This is a genomic window from Agromyces fucosus, assembly GCF_004134865.1.
GTDB classification, from domain to species: Bacteria; Actinomycetota; Actinomycetes; order Actinomycetales; family Microbacteriaceae; genus Agromyces; species Agromyces fucosus.
Window position 1 is genome coordinate 173,673 of record NZ_SDPO01000004.1, and the last position, 17,894, is coordinate 191,566.

A 17,894-nucleotide genomic window follows, 5' to 3' on the forward strand; every position below is an offset into this window, starting at 1 on the left:
TCGTCGCACCCTCGGGGAAGACGTTGCCCGGCTTCGCCGTCGCAGTGACCGTGATGACTCCATCGACCTCGGTCGAGTTCCAGTCGATCGTCGCCGTGTCCTCGGGAACCGTCAACTTCTCGTTGTCAGCACCGCACTTGTCGCTGAAGTCGGGGGCGCCGACCAGCTCGATCACGCACGGCTTGTCGTCGATCGTGAAGGTCCATGCCTTCGTCGCACCCTCGGGGAAGACGTTGCCCGGCTTCGCCGTCGCAGTGACCGTGATGACTCCATCGACCTCGGTCGAGTTCCAGTCGATCGTCGCCGTGTCCTCGGGAACCGTCAACTTCTCGTTGTCGGCACCGCACTTGTCGGAGAACGCGGGAGCGCCGACGACCTGCACGACGCAGGGCTTGTCGTCGATCGTGAACGTCCACGTCGTCTTCTCGCCCTTCTTGAACTCGTAGCCCGGCTTCGCCGTCGCCGTCACCGTGATGACGCCGTCCGACTCCGATGAGTTCCAGTCGATCCTCGCCGTGTCTTCAGGCACGGTCAGTTTCTCGTTGTCTGGTCCGCAGGTGTCGGAGAACGTCGGTGCGCCCTCGACCGGGATCTTGACGACGGGCTTGACGCAGTCCTCGTACTCGAGCAGGCTCTGATCGCCCTGTGCCGGCACCGAGATGACCTTGCCGTGCTTCTTGTACGAGAATGCCGGCCAGATGTCGCCCTTGTGGTCGATGTGGCCCGCGTTGTAGAAGGCTTCGACGGCCGTCTCGATGCGCACGTACGGGTTGGAGGCACTGCCGGTCGCGTGGCAGAACTCGATCTTCTTCACGGGCGTCTCGTCACCGCAGTCGCCCGCGAGCTGCTGCTTGAGCTGCCCGTCGGATCCCTTGGTCGCCCCGTTCCACGTCGTGTACGCGTAGACCCAGGGGCCGAAGCTCTTCGTGTCGCCGGCCAGCTGCTCGGTACCGAGCGTGATGGTCTTGTTGCCGGTCGTCGAGATCGGCCCGCGGTCCATGCCCTTCGCGCTCTTCGGCGTCCCGTCGAACTTGGTGGTGCCGACGCGCCACATCGTCGTGCCGGTCTTGCCGCTCGGCACGTTCGAGAGGGTCAACGTGTACGTCACGTCGTACATGCCGGTCTCGGTGTTGCAGACGGCATTGGCCTTGAGGTCGCCGGTGTGCGCGCTCGCGGGCGCTGCGACGCCGACGACGGCGATTCCCGCGCCGAGCGCGAGTGAGGTGAGGATGGCCGCGATGCGGCGGAACGGGCGTCGTGACGACCATCGCACACGAGTGCGGGCATCGCCGTCGGCGTGCGCCAGAGCGGCGCCGGGCTTGCTCATTCGGGGTGTCTCCATCGGTCGGCCCGGCAGGGTCGTCGAATCCGAGGTGACGGCGGCGCTCGGGGCGCACAGCGACGCCGACGGGCGCGGTGCGCTCGTCGACTGACGTCGGGTGGTTCGGGTGGTGATTTCGGGTTCGCGTAGCCGGGGGGCTTGGCTGTGTCCCCCATTATGTCCTCAGAAACGGGGACACGTCACCCTTTTCCTCGATCGGGGTACGAAATTCCTCCCGAATGGGGGACAAACCGGGCTGCGACGGCCCTGCGGCCGGTCAGCAGCTGTCGAAGAAGCGCCGACGCGGATGCTCCGGGTCGCTGTTGTCGATCACCACTGATGCCTCCAGACGAGGGTCGCTCTCGGCGTAGGCGATCCGGTCGGCAGGATCCAAGGGGTCGCCGTCGAGCGCGATGCGCACGTCCCAGAGGCCGGCGAGCCGCGGGCGGAGCACGAATCGACCGTCGAGCACGAGGATCGCGTCCTCGGGCCCCGTGATCCACTTCGGTTCCACCCATGCGTCCCGCGTCGGATCGAAGACCCGGGTGACGAAGGCGGTCGAGCCGCCGAGTCGGAACGGCTCGACGAGCACGCGGCGCAGTGCCGACTCGTCGAATCCGTACCGGTAGTACCGATCAGGGGTGTCGTCGCCGAAGACCGCCTGCGCCTCCCGCGAACGGTGGAAGCCCTCCATGCTCGCGCGGAACACCGCGTGGTCGCGTTCCGCGAGCACCTCGGCGAGATCGTCGGCGAGCTCGGTCTTGCCGCTTCGCAGCGGTCCGTCGATCGCGACGATCATGCGCCCGCGGCCGTGGTGCTGCAGCACCTCGTCGGCGATCGAGCGCAGGAAGGTGACCCGGGGCGTGGTGACGAGCCTCATGCGATGAGCCTAGCTCCGGGACATCCGCATCGCCGTAGGCTGGACGGATGCCCCGAACGCCGACCCCTGACGCGATCGCGCCTGCGGTCGTCGCCTGGTTCGCGGATGCCGCGCGGCCGCTGCCGTGGCGCGCCGCCGACGTCTCCCCGTGGGCCGTGCTCGTGAGCGAGTTCATGCTGCAGCAGACGCAGGTCGCGAGGGTCGTGCCACGGTGGGAGGCGTGGATCGAGCGCTGGCCGACACCCGCAGCCCTCGCGGCGGAGCCGCCGTCGGAGGCGGTGCGCGCGTGGGACCGGCTGGGGTATCCGCGACGTGCGCTGTGGCTCCATCGCGCGGCGGTCGAGATCGTCGAGCGGCACGGCGGCGAGGTGCCCGCCGACCTCGACGCGCTCCTCGCGCTGCAGGGCGTCGGACCGTACACGGCGCGCGCGATCGCGGCGTTCGCCTTCGGGCTGCGGGTCCCGGTCGTCGACACCAACACGCGACGGGTCATCGCTCGCGCGGTCTCGGGGCAGGCCGAGCCAGGGCCGCCGTCGACGAAGCAGGACCTCGCCGCGATGGCGGAGCTGCTCCCCCGCGACGACGACGAAGCCCGCCGGTTCAACGCGGGCGCCATGGAGCTCGGGGCCACGGTCTGCGCGGCGCGGGCGCCTGAGTGCGGTGCGTGCCCGATCGCCGGCTCCTGCGCCTGGCGCGACGCCGGCTACCCCGCCTACACGGGCCCGAGGAAGGCCGTGCAGGCGCGCTTCGAGGGCTCCGACCGCCAGGTGCGCGGACTCGTCATGCGCGAGCTCAGGGCGGCGCACCGCCCCGTCGGACGAGGCGAGTTCGAGCCCGTCTGGGCCGACGTCGCACAGCTCGACCGTGCGCTCATGACGCTCGTCGCCGACGGACTCGCCGTTCGTGACGACGACGGCTACCGGCTGCCCGAGGGCTGATCAGCGCGCGGCATCCGATTCGTCGACGCTGTCGTCGCCGTCGAAGATCTCTTCGCCGTCCTCGTCGAACTCGCGGGGCTTCACGTACGGGTCGGCCTCGCCGGCGTACTCGGCCGTCGCGGCGAGCGACGCCGTCTCGGCGTCGCGCGTCTGCGCCTCGCGGAGGAGTGCGCTGATGTGCTCGGCGTTCTCGGGGATCGCGTCGGCGATGAACTCGAGCGACGGGGTGAGCCGCGCCGTGATGTTGCGTCCGACCTCGCTGCGGAGCATCCCGGTCGCGGCCTTGAGGGCCTTGGCCGAGTCTTCGCGCTCCTCGTCGGTGCCGTACACCGTGTAGAAGATGCTCGCGTGCTGCAGGTCGCCCGTGACGCGGACGTCGGTGATCGTGACGAACCCGAGTCTCGGGTCGCGCAGGCCCTTGTCGAGCCGCTTGGCCACGATCTCCTTGATGCGATCGGCCATCTTCCTGGCCCGTGCCGGATCCGCCATGTCCCTCAGCCCTTCTTCTCCCCCGGGGCGTTGCACCCTTGGGGTTCCTGATTCTTCACTCCGATGAATCGGGGTAGGGGTCCCCGCTCTTCACCGGAGTGAAGAACGGGAACCCCTGCACACGATCTACGCCCGGGGCTTCTCCCGCATCTCGATGGTCTCGATCTCGTCGCCGACCTGGATGTCGTTGAACTTGCCGAGGCCGATGCCCGCCTCGAAGTCCGTGCGGACCTCGGTGACGTCGTCCTTGAAACGACGCAGCGACTCGATCGCGAGGTTGTCGCCGACGACGACGCCATCGCGGATGACACGAGCCTTGGCGTTTCGCGTGATCGTTCCCGACCGCACGATGACACCGGCGATGTTGCCGAACTTCGAGGAGCGGAACACCTCGCGGATCTCGGCGACGCCCGACTGGACCTCTTCGTACTCGGGCTTGAGCATGCCCTTGAGCGAGTCCTCGATCTCGTCGATGGCGTTGTAGATCACCGAGTAGAAGCGGATGTCGACGCCCTCGCGAGCGGCGCGCTCGCGCGCCTTCGTGTCGGGACGCACGTTGAAGCCCACGATGATCGCGTTGTCGATCGTCGCGAGGTTCACGTCGCTCTCGGTGATGGCACCGACGCCGCGGTGGAGGATGCGCAGCTGCACGCTGTCGTCGACCTCGATCTTCATGAGCGACTCCTCGAGTGCCTCGACGGCACCCGACACGTCACCCTTGATGATGAGGTTGAGCGACTCGACCTTGCCCTCTTCGAGCGCACGGGTGAAGTCCTCGAGCGAGATGCGCTTGCGCGCCTTGGCCAGCTGGGCGTTGCGCTCTGCGGCCTCTCGCTTCTCGGCGATCTGACGCGCGGTGCGGTCCTCCTCGGTGACGAGGAAGGTGTCGCCGGCGCGCGGGACGCTTGAGAGGCCCTGCACCTGTACGGGACGCGACGGGGTGGCCTCCGCCACGGCGTCGCCGTTCTCGTCGACCATCGCACGAACGCGGCCGTAGGCCGTGCCTGCGACGATCGCGTCGCCGACGCGCAGCGTTCCGGACTGGATGAGCACGGTCGCGACCGCACCACGGCCCTTGTCGAGCTTCGCCTCGATGGCGACACCGCGGGCGTCCTTGTTCGGGTTCGCGCGGAGGTCGAGCCCGGCGTCGGCGGTCAGGAGCACTGCGTCGAGCAGGTCCTGGATGCCGATGTTCTCGCGGGCCGAGACGTCGACGAACATGACGTCTCCGCCGTACTCCTCGGCGACGAGGCCGAACTCGGTGAGCTGCTGGCGCACCTTCGCCGGGTTGGCGTCGGGCTTGTCGATCTTGTTCACCGCGACCACGATCGGCACGTTCGCCGACTGCGCGTGGTTCAGCGCCTCGACCGTCTGCGGCATGATGCCGTCGTCGGCCGCGACCACGAGGATCGCGATGTCGGTCACCTGCGCACCACGTGCACGCATGGCGGTGAACGCCTCGTGACCCGGGGTGTCGATGAAGGTGATCGCGCGGTCGATGCCCTCGTGCTCGGTGTGCACCTGGTACGCACCGATGTGCTGGGTGATGCCGCCGGCCTCGCCTGCCACGACGTTCGCGTTGCGGATCGCGTCGAGGAGTCGCGTCTTACCGTGGTCGACGTGACCCATGACGGTGACGACCGGAGGACGCTGCTGGAGGTCTTCGTCGGTCTCGTCCTCGAGCTCCTGGTCGAGGTCGATGTCGAAGCCCTCGAGGAGCTCGCGGTCTTCGTCTTCGGGCGAGACGACCTGGATCTTGTAGCCGAGCTCTTCGCCGAGCACCTGGAAGGTGGCTTCGTCGAGCGACTCGGTCGCCGTGGCCATCTCACCGAGGTGGAACAGCACCGTCACGAGCGAACCGGGGTTCGCGTCGATCTTGTCGGCGAAGTCGGAGATCGACGAGCCGCGACGCAGACGGATGACGGTGTTGCCGTCGCCGCGGGGAACGCTCACGCCGCCGAGCGACGGGGCCTCCCGCATCTCGAATTCGGCCCGCTTCGTCCGCTTCGACTTGCGCGACTTGCTCTTGCCGCCGCCACGACCGAAGGCACCTGCCGTGCCGCCGCCGGGACCGCGACCACGGCCGCCGCCACCCGCGGGACGCGGACCGCCGAAGCCGCCGCCGGGTGCGCCGCCGGGGCGCTGGAAGCCGCCGCCGGCACCGCCGGGACGGGCGCCTGCACCGGCGCCTGCGCCGCCGGGGCGCTGGAAGCCGCCGCCGGGGCGACCGCCTGCACCGGCCGGACGCGGAGCACCGGGACGCGGCGAACCGGGTCGCGGCGCCTGCGGGCGCGGGATGTTGCCGGGGCTCGGGCGCTGGCCCATGCCCTGCGCGCTCGAGAACGGGTTGTTGCCCGGGCGCGGCTGGGCGGGACGCGAGCCCATGCCCTGCGAGCTCGAGAAGGGGTTGTTGCCGGGTCGGGGCGTGCCGCCGCCTGCGGGGCGGGGGGCGCCGGGACGCGGCGCGGCAGCGGCACCGGGCTTCGGGGCGCCACCGGGCTTGACGGCGTCGCCGTCACCCGCGGTCGAAGCGGCTGCCGGGGCATCCGTCGACTTCTCGGCTGCAGCCTGCGCTGCGCGCTCTTCGGCCTGGGCCTGGCGCTCGGCGACCGTGAGCGGCGCCTCGGCGACGGGGGCCTCTGCCGCCTCGACCGGAGCCGGGGCCGGAGCCTCGGGAGCGGCCGGAGCCTTCGGGGCCGGCTTCGGGCCGGGCTTGGCACCGGGCTTCGCGGCGGTTGCCGCTGCCGGCTTCGCAGGTGCCGATGCGGCAGGGGCTGCGGAAGCGGCCGCGCCGGCGGCCTCGAGCGCCGCCTTCAGGCGACGCGCGACGGGGGGTTCGATGGACGACGAGGGTCCCTTGACGTACTCGCCCATCTCCTTGAGCTTCTCAAGGGCGATCTTGCTGTCGACACCGAGTTCGCTTGCGATCTCGTGTACGCGTGGTTTGGCAGCCACTTCTCTCCTGTTCCGGGCCTGCGCCCGGACAGGGGCAGACCATCAATGGCGGACGGGACTCATTTCGAGCCGCTCATTAGTTGTCACTCATTGGTCATCACTTGTGGGTTCAGCCTGTTCTCTACGTTGCCGGTGTCCACCTCGCCGCGAATGCGGAGCGCTCGCCCGAAGGCGCGCTTCCGAACGGCGAGGCGGTAGCACTCGAGTGTCGGATGCAACCACGCACCCCTGCCCGGAAGCACAGCCGTGACATCGGCCACGACGTGGGAGTTCTGGGAGACGACCCTCAGAAGTGAGGACCTTGGGGCGCGCGAACGGCATCCGATGCACGTTCTGACGGGTTCCATCTTACACTCTGCGCTGTGCGGCCGCCGACGGCGGCCGATCGGTGGACATGGCGGCGACCGCTCGGCGGCCGTTGGACTCAGTCGGACTCGAGGACGGAGTCGGGCTGGATGTCGATCTTCGCCCCCGTGAGCTTCGCGGCGAGGCGGGCGTTCTGGCCCTCCTTGCCGATCGCGAGCGAGAGCTGGTAGTCGGGCACGAGGGCGCGCACGGCGCGCGTCGCCTCGTCGATCACGAACGCGCTCGTGACCTTCGCGGGGCTCAACGCACTCGCGACGAAGGTCGCCAGGTCGTCGTTCCAGTCGACGATGTCGATCTTCTCGGCGCCGAGTTCGGCGGTGACGGCGCGCACGCGCTGGCCGAGCTCGCCGATCGCGGCACCCTTCGCGTTCACGCCGGGCTGGGTCGCGCGCACGGCGATCTTCGTGCGGTGTCCGGCCTCGCGGGCGAGCGAGACGATCTCGACGACACCCGAGGCGATCTCTGGCACCTCGAGCGCGAAGAGCTTGCGAACGAGGGCCGGGTGGGTGCGCGAGACGGTGATCGACGGGCCCTTGAGGCCCTTGGCCACGCTCGTCACGTAGACGCGGATGCGCTGGCCGTGCAGGTACTCCTCGCCGGGCACCTGCTCTTCAGGAGGCAGGATCGCCTCGACCGAGCCGAGGTCGATGTGCACCATGCGCGGGTTCGGCCCCTGCTGGATGACGCCGGCGACGATGTCGCCCTCGCGCCCGCGGAACTCGCCGAGCACGGCGTCGTCGGCGATGTCGCGCAGTCGCTGGTTGATGACCTGCTTCGCGGCGAACGCGGCGATGCGGCCGAAGTCGCTCGGGCTGTCTTCGGCCTCGCCGACGACGTTGCCCTCTTCATCGAGCTCGGGGACGAACACCGAGACGTGGCCGGTCTTGCGATCGAGGTGCGCACGGGCGCCATCGGGGTTCGCGTGGCCGTGCTGGTCGGGATGGGTGTGCTTCAAGTACGCCATGAGAATGGCCTGCTCGATGATCTCCACCAGCTCGTCGAATGGGATCTCTTTCTCGCGCTCCATCATCCGCAGCACGCTGAGGTCGATATCCATGAACCCGGCCTCCTCTATTCAGCTCTCGCGCCGCTTCCCCTCGGAGCGGACAGGACTCTACGGTACCGGATGTCGCGGCCCCCGGTCAGCCATGCTGGACGCCGCGACACGCCATCGACGACCCCCGTCGTCGCACGGGGTCCTCAATCGGCGGGCGTGGGCGGACTGTTCACCCAGACGAGCTCGGCCTCGCCGTCGCCGCCGTTCGCCACCCGGTGGGGCGTGCTGCTCGCGAAGACGATGCTGTCGCCGGTTTCGAGCTCGTGCACCTCGTCGGCGAGTTCGACGCGAACGCGTCCCCGCAGCACGAGCAGCACCTCCTCGGAGTCGCCGTGCCGATACTGGCTCGGGCCGGTCGATCCCCCGGGTTCCATGGTGACCGCGTACATCTCGAGGTGCCCGAACGGCGGCTCGGTGAGGAAGGTCTTCGTCATGCCGTCGCTCGCGGAGAGCGTGCGCCGGAGGCCCGCTCGCACGACGCGAGCCGCCGACACCGGGCCGGGTTCGACGAGGTCGGCGAGGCCGACGCCGAGCGCGTCGGCGAGGCGGCGCAGCGTCGAGATGCTCGCATTGGCCCGGCCCGTCTCGAGCTGGCTGAGGAACCCCGAGGTGACGCCGGCCTGCTCGCCGAGGGCGCGCTGCGACATCCGCCGGGCGACCCGGTAGCGACGCACCTGGTCGCCGACGTCGTTGCCGGTCATTCCCACCTCCAGTCACCGTCTCGCGGATGTCGCGGGCCGCCGTTCGGCCGCCGACGCGAGAAGTTGGGGCTTGACGCGCCACGAGGCATCCTGCTCAATTGCACTAAGCAACATGTTAAGCAGCACTGATCCCAACCAACACGGATTGCGAGGCTCTCATCATGACAGGTTCCCGAGGCACCACCCCGCTCAGCGCACGGCTCGGCCGCATCCTCCGCGTGCACGCCGAAGCCGATCGCACGGGCGTCCCCGTCGACGACGTGCTCGGGCGCACAGCGGAGGCTCCCGACGGCATCAGCAGGCGCAACGCGCTCATCGCCGGCGGTGCGATCGGTGCCGGCGCCGCCCTCGCCATGGCGACGCCCGCCCACGCCGCGGTGGCCAAGCCCGGCCCGGCACCACGAGTCCTGATCGTCGGCGCAGGTCTCGCCGGCGTGCGCGCCGCCCACTGGCTCTGGCGCGTGAAGGGCATCGCCTCGACGATCTACGAGGGCAGCGCCAGGGCCGGCGGCCGCTGCTACAGCCTGCGCGGATACTTCGACGACGGCATCGTCGTCGAACACGGCGGCGCACTCATCAACACCGACCACAACGCCACCCGCAACCTCGCGGCGAACCTGGGCCTGAGCCTCGACGTCGTCGCCGGGGGCAGCTACCAGGGGTGGGACGACAAGTACTGGATCGACGGAGCCGACTACCCCTACGACGACGCGAACGCCGACTGGGGAGTCGTCTACCAGGCCTTCAAGGCGGCACTCGCGAGCGCGCCGTACTGCCAGACCTACGACAACCACACGGCGGCCGGCGTCGCCCTCGACCAATTGAACGTCGACCAGTGGCTCGCCGCCAACGTGCCCGGCGGGCTCTCGAGCCGCTTCGCCAAGCTCATGCAGTCGAACGTGATGAGCGAGTACGGGCTCGAACCGCACGAGCAGTCGGCGCTGAGTCTCATCTACCTGCTCGGGTGGAACGCGCAGAACAGCCTCTCGCCAGTCAACGGCGCCGACGAGAAGTACTCCGTGAACGGCGGCAACGACCTGCTGGTCTCCCGCATGCTCGAGGAGCTGCCGGCGAACACCGTGCGCTACGGCTACAAGCTCACCGCCGTCAAGCGCAACACCGACGGCACCGTGCGGCTCAGCTTCCGGGTCGGCAACTCGACCGTCGACCAGACCGCCGACCGAGCCATCCTCGCCCTCCCGTTCACCACCCTGCGCGACTGCGACCTCACGCAGTCGGGCTTCTCGGCGCTCAAGCTCCGCGCGATCGACGAGGTCGGCCTCGGCGCGAACGCGAAGGTGCACGTGCAGGTCAGCCACCGCCCGTGGGTCGAGCAGGGATACGGTGGCGCCGCATACACGAACAAGAGCGGATTCCAGTGCGGTTGGGACGACACCGCCGACCACCCGCTGCCGACCGGCGTGTTCAACTACTTCCCCTCCGGCGACCAGGTGAAGGCCTGGACGGGAAACGTGTTCGGCCCGGCGAGCGCCGCGCAGGTCAGCGGGCTCCTCGCGCAGACCGAGCCGATCTTCCCCGGTATGACCGCGGCGTACACCGGCAAGTCGCATCGCGACTTCTGGTGGGCGAACCCGTGGTCGAAGGGCGCGTACACCGTGCTGCGGCCCGGGCAGTACACCTCGCTCTTCGGTGCGGGCTCGACACCCGAGGGCAACGTGCACTTCTCCGGCGAGCACACGAGCGTCGAGTACTTCGGCTTCCTGAACGGCGCCGTCGTGTCCGGTGAGCGGGCCGCGAAGGCCGTCGCGGCGTAGCCGTACGCGCTGCGGGTGACGGATGCCGCGGCATCCGTCACCCGCTTCTGCGAGCGCGGCGCTGGTCGTGGCGAGCTAGCCGCGCCAGACCTGCACGACGGAGGGCCGGGGCGCCGCCACGAGGCCGCTCTCGGGCCGGTGGGACGGCACGTAGTCGGGGAAGTAGGAGGTCGGCGAGGCGACCGTCCCGTCTTCGCCCGGGTGCTGCACGGCCACGAAGACCATTCCCTCCTGGTCGTGGATGACCGGACCGCAGGTCTCGCCATCGCGCGGCACCGAGAGGAACTGCTGCACGCGGCCGCGGTCGGGTCCCTCGAGCGGCACCTTGTAGAGTCCGTCGTTGAAGCCGATCTTGCTGGGTGCGCCGTCGGTCGAGATCCAGAGGTTGCCCGCCGAGTCGAACGCGAGGTTGTCGGGACACGAGATGGGTGACACGAGCTCCTTCGGGAACCCGGCGAAGTAGGTGTTCTGGTCGACCGCCGGGTCGCCGCAGAGCAGCAGGATGCTCCAGCCGAACGTGGCACCCGACTGGCCCGCCGTCTCGGTCAGCTCGATGATGTGCCCGTTGCGGTTGCCCGTGACCGGATTCGCCTCGTCGATCGTCGCGAGGGTCCGCGACGAGTTGTTGGTGAGCGCGACGTACACCTTGCCCGTCTTCGAGTTGGGCTGCACGTCCTCGGGGCGGTCCATCTTCGTCGCGCCGACCGTGTCGGCCGCGAGCCGCGTGAAGACGAGCACTTCCTCGGTCGTCATGCCGGGAATGACGCTCTCCCCGTTCTGCGTGAGCGGAATCCACTGGCCCGTGCCGTCGAAGCGCCCGTCGGCGGGAAGCGCGCCGGTGCCGGTGATCTCGGCCGCCGGCGAGTTGCCCGCGAACTTGGCGACGTAGAGGTCACCCTCGCTGAGCAGCCCCAGGTTGTTGCGTCGGGCGACGGGGGTGTTCTTCGGGTCGAAGGTGCCCCTGGAGACGAACTTGTAGAGGTAGTCGTTCGTCTGGTCGTCGCCCATGTAGGCGACCGCGCGGCCGTCTTCGGCGATGATGACGTTGGCGCCCTCGTGCTTGAACCGGCCCATCGCGGTGTGCTTGCGCGGCGTCGATGCCGGGTCTTCCGGGTCGATCTCGACGATCCAGCCGAAGCGGTTCGGCTCGTTCACGAAGCCGGCGTCGTGGGCGTTGAAGCGCGGGTCGATGCGCTCGAACGTGTAGGTCGACTTCGTGCTCGGCGTCGCCCGATAGCGCTTCTGTCCGGCCGTGTCGGCCGCCCAGACGAAGTAGCCGTCGAAGTTCTCCTCACCCGACAGCACGCTGCCCCACGGGGTGGTTCCGCCAGCGCAGTTGCCGAGCGTGCCCTTGATCCAGCGGCCCTCGGGGTCCTCGGCCGTCTTCAGCAGCTCGCTGCCCGCCGCGGGCCCGGTCGCCTCGAACACCGTGTCGGCCGTGATGCGCCGGTTGCGGCGCCCGTCGACCAGGTAGCGCCACGGCTGGCCGAGCTTGCTGCGGCGAAGTTCGACGACGGAGAAGCCGTGCGCCGCCTTGTAGATCGCCGCGCGCCGGTCGAGCTCGGCCGCGTCGCTCGTCGGCGCGAACATGATGCCAGGGTTCACGTACTCGTGGTTGTTCACGAGCACGCCCGTGCGACCGCTCCGGTCGGCGATGATGTCGAGGTAGTCGCAGTTGTAGCCGAACTGGCCCGCCTGCGCCTCAGGCGTCTGGTGGTCGAAGTCGAGCGCAGGCACCCCCGAGAAGAGCGGGTCGCCCCAGCGGATGATGGGGGCCCAGCTGTAGCCCTCGGGAACGTTGAAGTCGTCGACGATCTTCGGCACCGGCGAGATCGCATCGAACGGGAGGCCGCCGAGCGCGCCGGAGGCTCCGCCGCCGGGAGCGGCGAGGGCCGAGCCGGCGGGCGACGCAGCTGCGAGGGCGATGCCCACCGCACCGGCGGCGCCGAGGCCGAGGAGCGCCCGACGCGACAGTGCGGCGGAGGCGATCTCGCGGAAGGCGGGGTTCGCGGAGGTGTTGCACTCGGGGCCCAGGCAGGCGTTGCCGCACTTGAAGTGGCAGGTCACCGGCGAGCGCTTGCCTCGCACGTGATCGGCCATGGGGAACAGCTGAATGTCGGTGATCGTCACAGATCGGTCCTCACGCTCGGGGGTCGGGATGCCTTTCTGCACAGTGCTCGCGGAATCCGAATCCGCTTCGGACGACCGCTGAACGAGGGGTGAACCCGCGGTGAACGATCGAGGGCCTCGCGCCTCATGCCCGCCGCGGCGCGCCGCCGCACCGCACCCGGGCCGCGCTCGCGATACTGGGCACATGGATGCCGTGAACGAATGGGTGCTCGCCGGGGGCGACGTGCTCTGGACCTGGATCGTCTTGCCCGTGGTCGTGATCCTCGGGGTGTACTTCACCGTGCGGTCCGGCGTGGTGCAGTTCCGCCTGATCCCTGAGATGTTCCGCACGCTGACCGACAAGACCCCGCGCGACGCCGCAGGCGAGCCGCAATCGGTGTCGGCGTTCCAGGCGTTCACCATCTCGGCGGCGTCGCGAGTCGGCGTCGGGAACATCGCGGGCGTCGGCACGGCGATCGCGATCGGCGGCCCGGGCGCGATCTTCTGGATGTGGCTGATGGCCTTCGTCGGCGGCGCCTCGAGCTTCGTGGAGTCCACGCTCGGGCAGCTGTTCAAGGTGCGCGACCAGGACGGCTTCCGCGGCGGACCGGCGTACTACATGGAGCGCGGCCTGCGTGCGCGCTGGATGGGCGTGCTCTTCGCGATCGTGCTCATCATCTGCTTCCCGTTCGCGTTCTCATCGCTCCAGGCCAACACGATCAGCGCGACGGTCGCCGTGACGATCAGCCCCGACGGCGCTCCCGACTGGGTCTCCTGGGTCGTCGGCCTCGTGCTCGCCGCGCTCACCGCGCTCGTCGTGTTCGGCGGTGTCCGCCGCATCGCCTCGGTCACCCAGGCCGTCGTGCCCCTCATGGCCCTGCTCTACCTGCTGCTCGGCCTGGTGATCGTCGCCATGAACTTCGAGAAGTTCCCCGAGGTGTTCGCCTCGATCTTCACCGAGGCGTTCGGGTTCAACGAGGTCGTCGGCGCCACGCTCGGCATGATCGTGTTGACCGGGGTGAAGCGCGGCATGTTCTCGAACGAGGCGGGGCTCGGTTCCGCGCCGAACGCCGGCGCGAGCGCCGCCGTGACGCACCCCGTGAAGCAGGGGCTCGTGCAGACGCTCGGCGTCTACTTCGACACCTTCCTGGTCTGCTCGATCACGGCCTTCATCATCCTGGTCTCGAGTCCCGACCTCGAGAACGCCACACGAGGCATCGGGCTGACGCAGAACGCCGTCGTGTCGAATCTCGGTGCCTGGTCGAGCATCGCGCTGAGCGTCATCATCTTCCTGCTCGCCTTCAGCTCGATCCTCGGCAACTACTACTACGGCGAGTCCAACATCGAGTTCATCACCCCGCGGCGCTCGGTGCTCGCCGGCTATCGGATCCTCGTCGTCGTCGCGATCTTCGTCGGCTCGGTGGCATCCTCGGATCTCATCTGGAACACCGCCGACGGCATCATGGGCATCATGGCGCTCATCAACCTGGTGGCGATCGCATTGCTCTCGGGAATCGCCTTCCGCCTGCTGCGCGACTACACCAGACAGCGGCGGGATGGCCGGAACCCCGTCTTCACCCGCGCCCTGCTGCCCGATGTCGGCGGCATCGAGTGCTGGGAGGACGAGCTCACCGTCACCGGCCCGCTCGACCTCGCGACGCTGCGGCACGAGGCCGAGAAGCACCGCGACCACCTGCACGAGCAGCACGAGACCGGCGAGAAGCACTGAACCGCCCGCCCAGGCGATCGATCGGATCGCCGGGCGAGCGGTTCGGGTGAGCTCGGTTCGTCAGGCGAGCGCTGCGGCGACCTCGCCGATCGCGACCTGCGTGCGCTCCCCCGTCGCCCGGTCCCAGACCTCGACGATGCCCTCGGCGACGCCGCGGCCGGCGATCACGATCTTCGGGACGCCGATGAGCTCGGCGTCGCCGAACTTGACGCCGGGCGAGACCTTGGGTCGGTCGTCGTAGAGCACGTCGAACCCGGATGCCTCGAGCTCGGCGACGATCGTCTCCGCCGCCTCGAACACCGCTTCGTCACGACCGGTCGCGACCACGTGCACGTCGAACGGCGCAACGGCGGCCGGCCAGATGAGGCCCTTGTCGTCGTTGTTGTCTTCGGCGATGATCGCGAGAATGCGCGTGACGCCGATGCCGTATGAGCCCATCGTGACGGTCGCGAGCTTGCCGTTCTCGTCGAGCACCTTCAGGCCGAGCGCTTCTGCGTACTTGCGCCCCAGCTGGAACACGTGGCCGATCTCCATGCCGCGGGCGAGTTCGACCGGGCCTGAACCGTCGGGCGCGGGGTCGCCGGGCAGCACGTTGGATGCCTCGACGGTGCCGTCGGCGACGAAGTCGCGGCCCGCGACGAGCCCGAAGACGTGCTTCTGGTCGACGTTGGCGCCGGTGATCCACTCGGTGCCGTCGACGACCCGCGGATCGACGAGGAATCGGATGCCGGTGGCGGATTCCTCGCCGAGCACGGCGCCGCTCTCGGACCAGGGGCCGATGTACCCCTTCACGAGTCCGGGGTGCTTGGCGAAGTCGGCCTCGGTCGCGGGCTCGACCTCACCCGGAGCGAACGCGACCTCGACGCGCTTCATCTCGACGTCGCGGTCGCCGGGCAGGCCGATCACGACGAGTTCGCGGGTGCCGTCGGGCGCCACGACAGCGAGCACGACGTTCTTCAGGGTGTCGGCCGAGGTCCACGCGCGGCCGTCGGGCCGAGGGTACTCGGCGTTCGCGAGGTCGACGAGGGTCGCGATCGTGGGCGTGTTCGGCGAATCGAGCACGACGGGTGCCGGCAGTCCCTCGAACGGGATCGACTCGGGCACGATCGTCTCGAACGCCTCGACGTTGGCCGTGTAACCGCCGGCCGAGCGAACGAAGGTGTCTTCGCCGACGGGGGTCGGGTGCAGGAACTCCTCGCTCTTCGAGCCGCCCATCGCACCGGCATCCGCCTTGACGATGACGTACTCGAGGCCGAGCCGCGCGAAGATCCGCTCGTAGGCGTCGCGCTGCGCCTGGTAGCTCGCGTCGAGTCCCTCGTCGGAGATGTCGAACGAGTACGCGTCCTTCATCGTGAACTCGCGGCCGCGCAGGAGACCGGCGCGCGGCCGGGCCTCATCGCGGTACTTGTCCTGGATCTGGTAGATCGACAGCGGCAGGTCCTTGTACGAGTTGTAGAGGTCCTTCACGAGCAGCGTGAAGACCTCCTCGTGCGTCGGCGCGAGCAGGTAGTCGGTTCCCCTGCGGTCCTGCAGGCGGAAGAGGTTGTCGCCGTACTCGGTCCAGCGGTTCGTGACCTCGTAGGGCTCGCGCGGCAGCAGCGCAGGGAAGTGCACCTCGTGCGCGCCCGCGTTCGTCATCTCGTCGCGGATGATCGCCTCGATCTTCGCCTTCACGCGCAGGCCCAACGGCAGCCATGCGAACACGCCTGGCGCCTGGCGCCTGATGTAGCCGGCGCGCACGAGCAGTCGGTGGCTCGTGACCTCGGCGTCGGCGGGGTCTTCGCGGAGCGTACGGAGGAAGTAGTTCGTCAGGCGTGTGGGCACCCGACGATTCTACTGAGCGCGGCGGATGCCTCCCGCCCGAGTGCTCGGAAGGAACTCAGGTGAGGTCGACGTCGACCACTTCGACGCCGCTCTCCGCGAGGTGGCGGGTGACCTGGTCGGCCCAGTTGATCAGGTCGAACAGCGCGGTGTCGAGGCTTTCGAGCACCTCGAGCACGCGAGGGTGCACGTCGCCGTCTTCGAACTCCTCGATGAGGTGGTACGCGTCATCGCGGGCGTTGGCGGCATTCTCGAGGTGGCGGCTGTTGATGGTCATCCCCGGATTCTATCTAGGCTGGGGCCATGCCGAGCCGCCGAACGCACGTCACGGAGTCCGTCGCGCAGAGCGAATTGGCGGTCGCCCTCGCCAAGCTCCGGGCCGAACTCGACGTGCCAGAGTCCTTCTCGCCCGAAGTGCTCGCAGAGGCCGAGTCGATGCGCGCGGCCGCCCCCGCTACCGACCTCCGTCACCTGGCCTTCCTCACGATCGACCCGCTGGGGTCGACCGACCTCGACCAGGCGCTCTGCATCGAACGCCTGGCCGGCGGCTTCCTCGTGCACTACGCGATCGCGGATGTCCCGGGCTGGGTGTACCCGGGCGGCGCCGTCGACCTCGAGGCCCGGCGCAGGGGCCAGACGCTCTACGCCGCCGACGGCCGGGTACCACTGCATCCGGTGGTGCTCAGCGAGGACCGTGCGTCGCTGCTGCCGGACGCGGATCGGAGCGCCTTCGTCTGGGCGTTCGAGCTCGACGAGGAGGGCGAGGTGGCGTCGACCGGACTCACCCGGGCGATGGTGCGATCGCGCGAACAGCTCACGTACGACGAGGCACAGGCGCGCATCGATGCCGGCGACGGCGACTCCCCGCTCGCACTGCTGCGGGAGGTCGGGATGCTGCGCATCGAGCTCGAACGTGCTCGCGGCGGCGCGAGCCTCAACTCCCCCGATGAGGAGATCGTGCGCACCGCCGACGGCGGCTACTCCCTCGAGCGCCGCCACCCACTGCCGGTCGAGCAGTGGAACGCGCAGCTCTCGCTCATGACCGGCATGGCGGCGGCGCAACTCATGCTCGACGCCCGCGTCGGCGTGCTCCGCACGATGCCGAAGCCGAGCGAGGAACGCACCACGGCCTTCCGCGCGCAGACCCGCGCGCTCGGACTGCCCTGGCCCGAGACCGTCTCCTACGGCGAATACCTCCGCGGGCTCGACCGTGACGACCCCGCCTCGCTCGCGGTGATGCAGGCGGCGTCCGGACTCTTCCGAGGTGCCGGCTACCTCGCCGTCGACGGCGAGGTCCCGCCCGATCCGATCCAATCCGCACTCGCGGCGCCGTACGCCCATGTCACGGCGCCGCTGCGCCGCCTCGTCGACCGGTGGGGGCTCGTCGTCTGCGAGGCGCTCTGCGCGAAACGCGAGGTGCCCGATTGGGCCCGTGCCTCGCTCCACGAACTGCCCTCGCTCATGGGCGCCTCCTCGCAGCGCGCCGGCCGGCTCGAGGCCGAGTCGATCGCGCGAGTCGAAGCCGCACTGCTCAGCGCTCGCGTCGGCGAACACTTCCGCGCGACGGTGCTCGAGGTGCGCGGTGAGCGAGTGGTGCTGCAGCTCGCCGAACCCGCGGTCACGGCGATGTGCCCTGCACCCGTCGGCGTTCGCGCCGGCACCGCACTCGAGGTGGTGCTGCTCGCAGCCGACATCGCCACGGGCACGATCGAGTTCGGGGCCGTCGCAGCATCCGACTGACGCGCTCGGCGAC

13 protein-coding genes and 1 pseudogene are annotated in these 17,894 nt (G+C 69.5%); 4 read left to right on the top strand and 10 right to left on the bottom strand.

The features are described 5' to 3' along the window. Both ESP57_RS18635 and ESP57_RS18515 read right to left on the bottom strand, forming a co-directional pair. Window positions 1-1,327 (bottom strand): annotated as a pseudogene (locus ESP57_RS18635) (hypothetical protein); the annotation flags it as partial. Window positions 1,328-1,598: 271 nt separating this feature from the next. Then, a complete protein-coding gene (locus ESP57_RS18515) occupies window positions 1,599-2,201 on the bottom strand; it encodes a nucleoside/nucleotide kinase family protein (protein ID WP_056013917.1) in 603 nt (200 codons plus the stop codon). 47 nt (window positions 2,202-2,248) lie between these two features. Here ESP57_RS18515 and ESP57_RS16345 point away from each other — a divergent pair, with 47 nt between their 5' ends. Beyond that, entirely contained in the window at window positions 2,249-3,139 is an 891-nt protein-coding gene (locus ESP57_RS16345) for an HhH-GPD family protein (protein WP_129232290.1), read from the top strand. Here ESP57_RS16345 and rbfA read toward each other — a convergent pair whose 3' ends face one another. From rbfA to ESP57_RS16370, 5 genes are all read right to left on the bottom strand, one after another. After that, complete coding sequence (gene rbfA, locus ESP57_RS16350; protein ID WP_115962401.1) at window positions 3,140-3,628, bottom strand: 30S ribosome-binding factor RbfA; 489 nt, start codon at window positions 3,626-3,628, stop codon at window positions 3,140-3,142. A gap of 126 nt (window positions 3,629-3,754) precedes the next feature. Then, window positions 3,755-6,583: a translation initiation factor IF-2 gene (infB, locus tag ESP57_RS16355; protein WP_056013926.1), complete on the bottom strand. Its 2,829-nt coding sequence runs from the start codon at window positions 6,581-6,583 to the stop codon at window positions 3,755-3,757. A gap of 83 nt (window positions 6,584-6,666) precedes the next feature. Then, complete coding sequence (locus ESP57_RS16360) at window positions 6,667-6,930, bottom strand: YlxR family protein (RefSeq protein ID WP_115962395.1); 264 nt, start codon at window positions 6,928-6,930, stop codon at window positions 6,667-6,669. Between the two features lie 77 nt (window positions 6,931-7,007). Beyond that, a complete protein-coding gene (gene nusA / locus ESP57_RS16365) occupies window positions 7,008-8,006 on the bottom strand; it encodes a transcription termination factor NusA (protein ID WP_056013929.1) in 999 nt (332 codons plus the stop codon). Window positions 8,007-8,149: 143 nt separating this feature from the next. Further along, window positions 8,150-8,707: a helix-turn-helix domain-containing protein gene (locus ESP57_RS16370; RefSeq protein WP_056013932.1), complete on the bottom strand. Its 558-nt coding sequence runs from the start codon at window positions 8,705-8,707 to the stop codon at window positions 8,150-8,152. Window positions 8,708-8,868: 161 nt separating this feature from the next. Between ESP57_RS16370 and ESP57_RS16375 the strand changes: the two genes are divergently transcribed. Next, window positions 8,869-10,482, top strand: a complete 1,614-nt coding sequence (locus tag ESP57_RS16375) for a flavin monoamine oxidase family protein (RefSeq protein WP_129232291.1) — start codon at window positions 8,869-8,871, stop codon at window positions 10,480-10,482. 75 nt (window positions 10,483-10,557) lie between these two features. Here ESP57_RS16375 and ESP57_RS16380 read toward each other — a convergent pair whose 3' ends face one another. Continuing rightward, window positions 10,558-12,582, bottom strand: coding sequence for a PhoX family protein (locus ESP57_RS16380; RefSeq protein WP_129232500.1), 2,025 nt, complete (start codon window positions 12,580-12,582; stop codon window positions 10,558-10,560). Window positions 12,583-12,796: 214 nt separating this feature from the next. Between ESP57_RS16380 and ESP57_RS16385 the strand changes: the two genes are divergently transcribed. Further along, window positions 12,797-14,320: an alanine/glycine:cation symporter family protein gene (locus tag ESP57_RS16385; RefSeq protein ID WP_129232292.1), complete on the top strand. Its 1,524-nt coding sequence runs from the start codon at window positions 12,797-12,799 to the stop codon at window positions 14,318-14,320. A gap of 60 nt (window positions 14,321-14,380) precedes the next feature. Here the strand turns inward: ESP57_RS16385 and ESP57_RS16390 are convergent, their stop codons facing one another. Together ESP57_RS16390 and ESP57_RS16395 are read right to left on the bottom strand one after the other, a co-directional pair. After that, window positions 14,381-16,144 (bottom strand): proline--tRNA ligase, encoded by a 1,764-nt coding sequence (locus ESP57_RS16390; RefSeq protein ID WP_207904576.1) that lies wholly within the window; start codon window positions 16,142-16,144, stop codon window positions 14,381-14,383. 55 nt (window positions 16,145-16,199) lie between these two features. Further along, window positions 16,200-16,418, bottom strand: coding sequence for a hypothetical protein (locus ESP57_RS16395; protein ID WP_056013941.1), 219 nt, complete (start codon window positions 16,416-16,418; stop codon window positions 16,200-16,202). Window positions 16,419-16,444: 26 nt separating this feature from the next. Between ESP57_RS16395 and ESP57_RS16400 the strand changes: the two genes are divergently transcribed. Next, entirely contained in the window at window positions 16,445-17,881 is a 1,437-nt protein-coding gene (locus tag ESP57_RS16400) for an RNB domain-containing ribonuclease (protein WP_129232293.1), read from the top strand. The last annotated feature ends 13 nt before the right edge of the window (window positions 17,882-17,894 follow it).

What these genes read in the sequence shown, in the direction of transcription:
- ESP57_RS16400 (WP_129232293.1), top strand. Translation starts at nt 16,445, where the DNA reads ATGCCGAGCCGCCGAACGCACGTCACGGAGTCCGTCGCGCAGAGCGAA.
- ESP57_RS16345 (WP_129232290.1), top strand. Translation starts at nt 2,249, where the DNA reads ATGCCCCGAACGCCGACCCCTGACGCGATCGCGCCTGCGGTCGTCGCC.
- ESP57_RS16385 (WP_129232292.1), top strand. Translation starts at nt 12,797, where the DNA reads ATGGATGCCGTGAACGAATGGGTGCTCGCCGGGGGCGACGTGCTCTGG.
- nusA (WP_056013929.1), bottom strand. Translation starts at nt 8,006, where the DNA reads ATGGATATCGACCTCAGCGTGCTGCGGATGATGGAGCGCGAGAAAGAG.
- ESP57_RS16380 (WP_129232500.1), bottom strand. Translation starts at nt 12,582, where the DNA reads ATGGCCGATCACGTGCGAGGCAAGCGCTCGCCGGTGACCTGCCACTTC.
- ESP57_RS16360 (WP_115962395.1), bottom strand. Translation starts at nt 6,930, where the DNA reads ATGGAACCCGTCAGAACGTGCATCGGATGCCGTTCGCGCGCCCCAAGG.
- ESP57_RS16370 (WP_056013932.1), bottom strand. Translation starts at nt 8,707, where the DNA reads ATGACCGGCAACGACGTCGGCGACCAGGTGCGTCGCTACCGGGTCGCC.
- ESP57_RS16395 (WP_056013941.1), bottom strand. Translation starts at nt 16,418, where the DNA reads ATGACCATCAACAGCCGCCACCTCGAGAATGCCGCCAACGCCCGCGAT.
- rbfA (WP_115962401.1), bottom strand. Translation starts at nt 3,628, where the DNA reads ATGGCGGATCCGGCACGGGCCAGGAAGATGGCCGATCGCATCAAGGAG.
- ESP57_RS16375 (WP_129232291.1), top strand. Translation starts at nt 8,869, where the DNA reads ATGACAGGTTCCCGAGGCACCACCCCGCTCAGCGCACGGCTCGGCCGC.
- ESP57_RS18515 (WP_056013917.1), bottom strand. Translation starts at nt 2,201, where the DNA reads ATGAGGCTCGTCACCACGCCCCGGGTCACCTTCCTGCGCTCGATCGCC.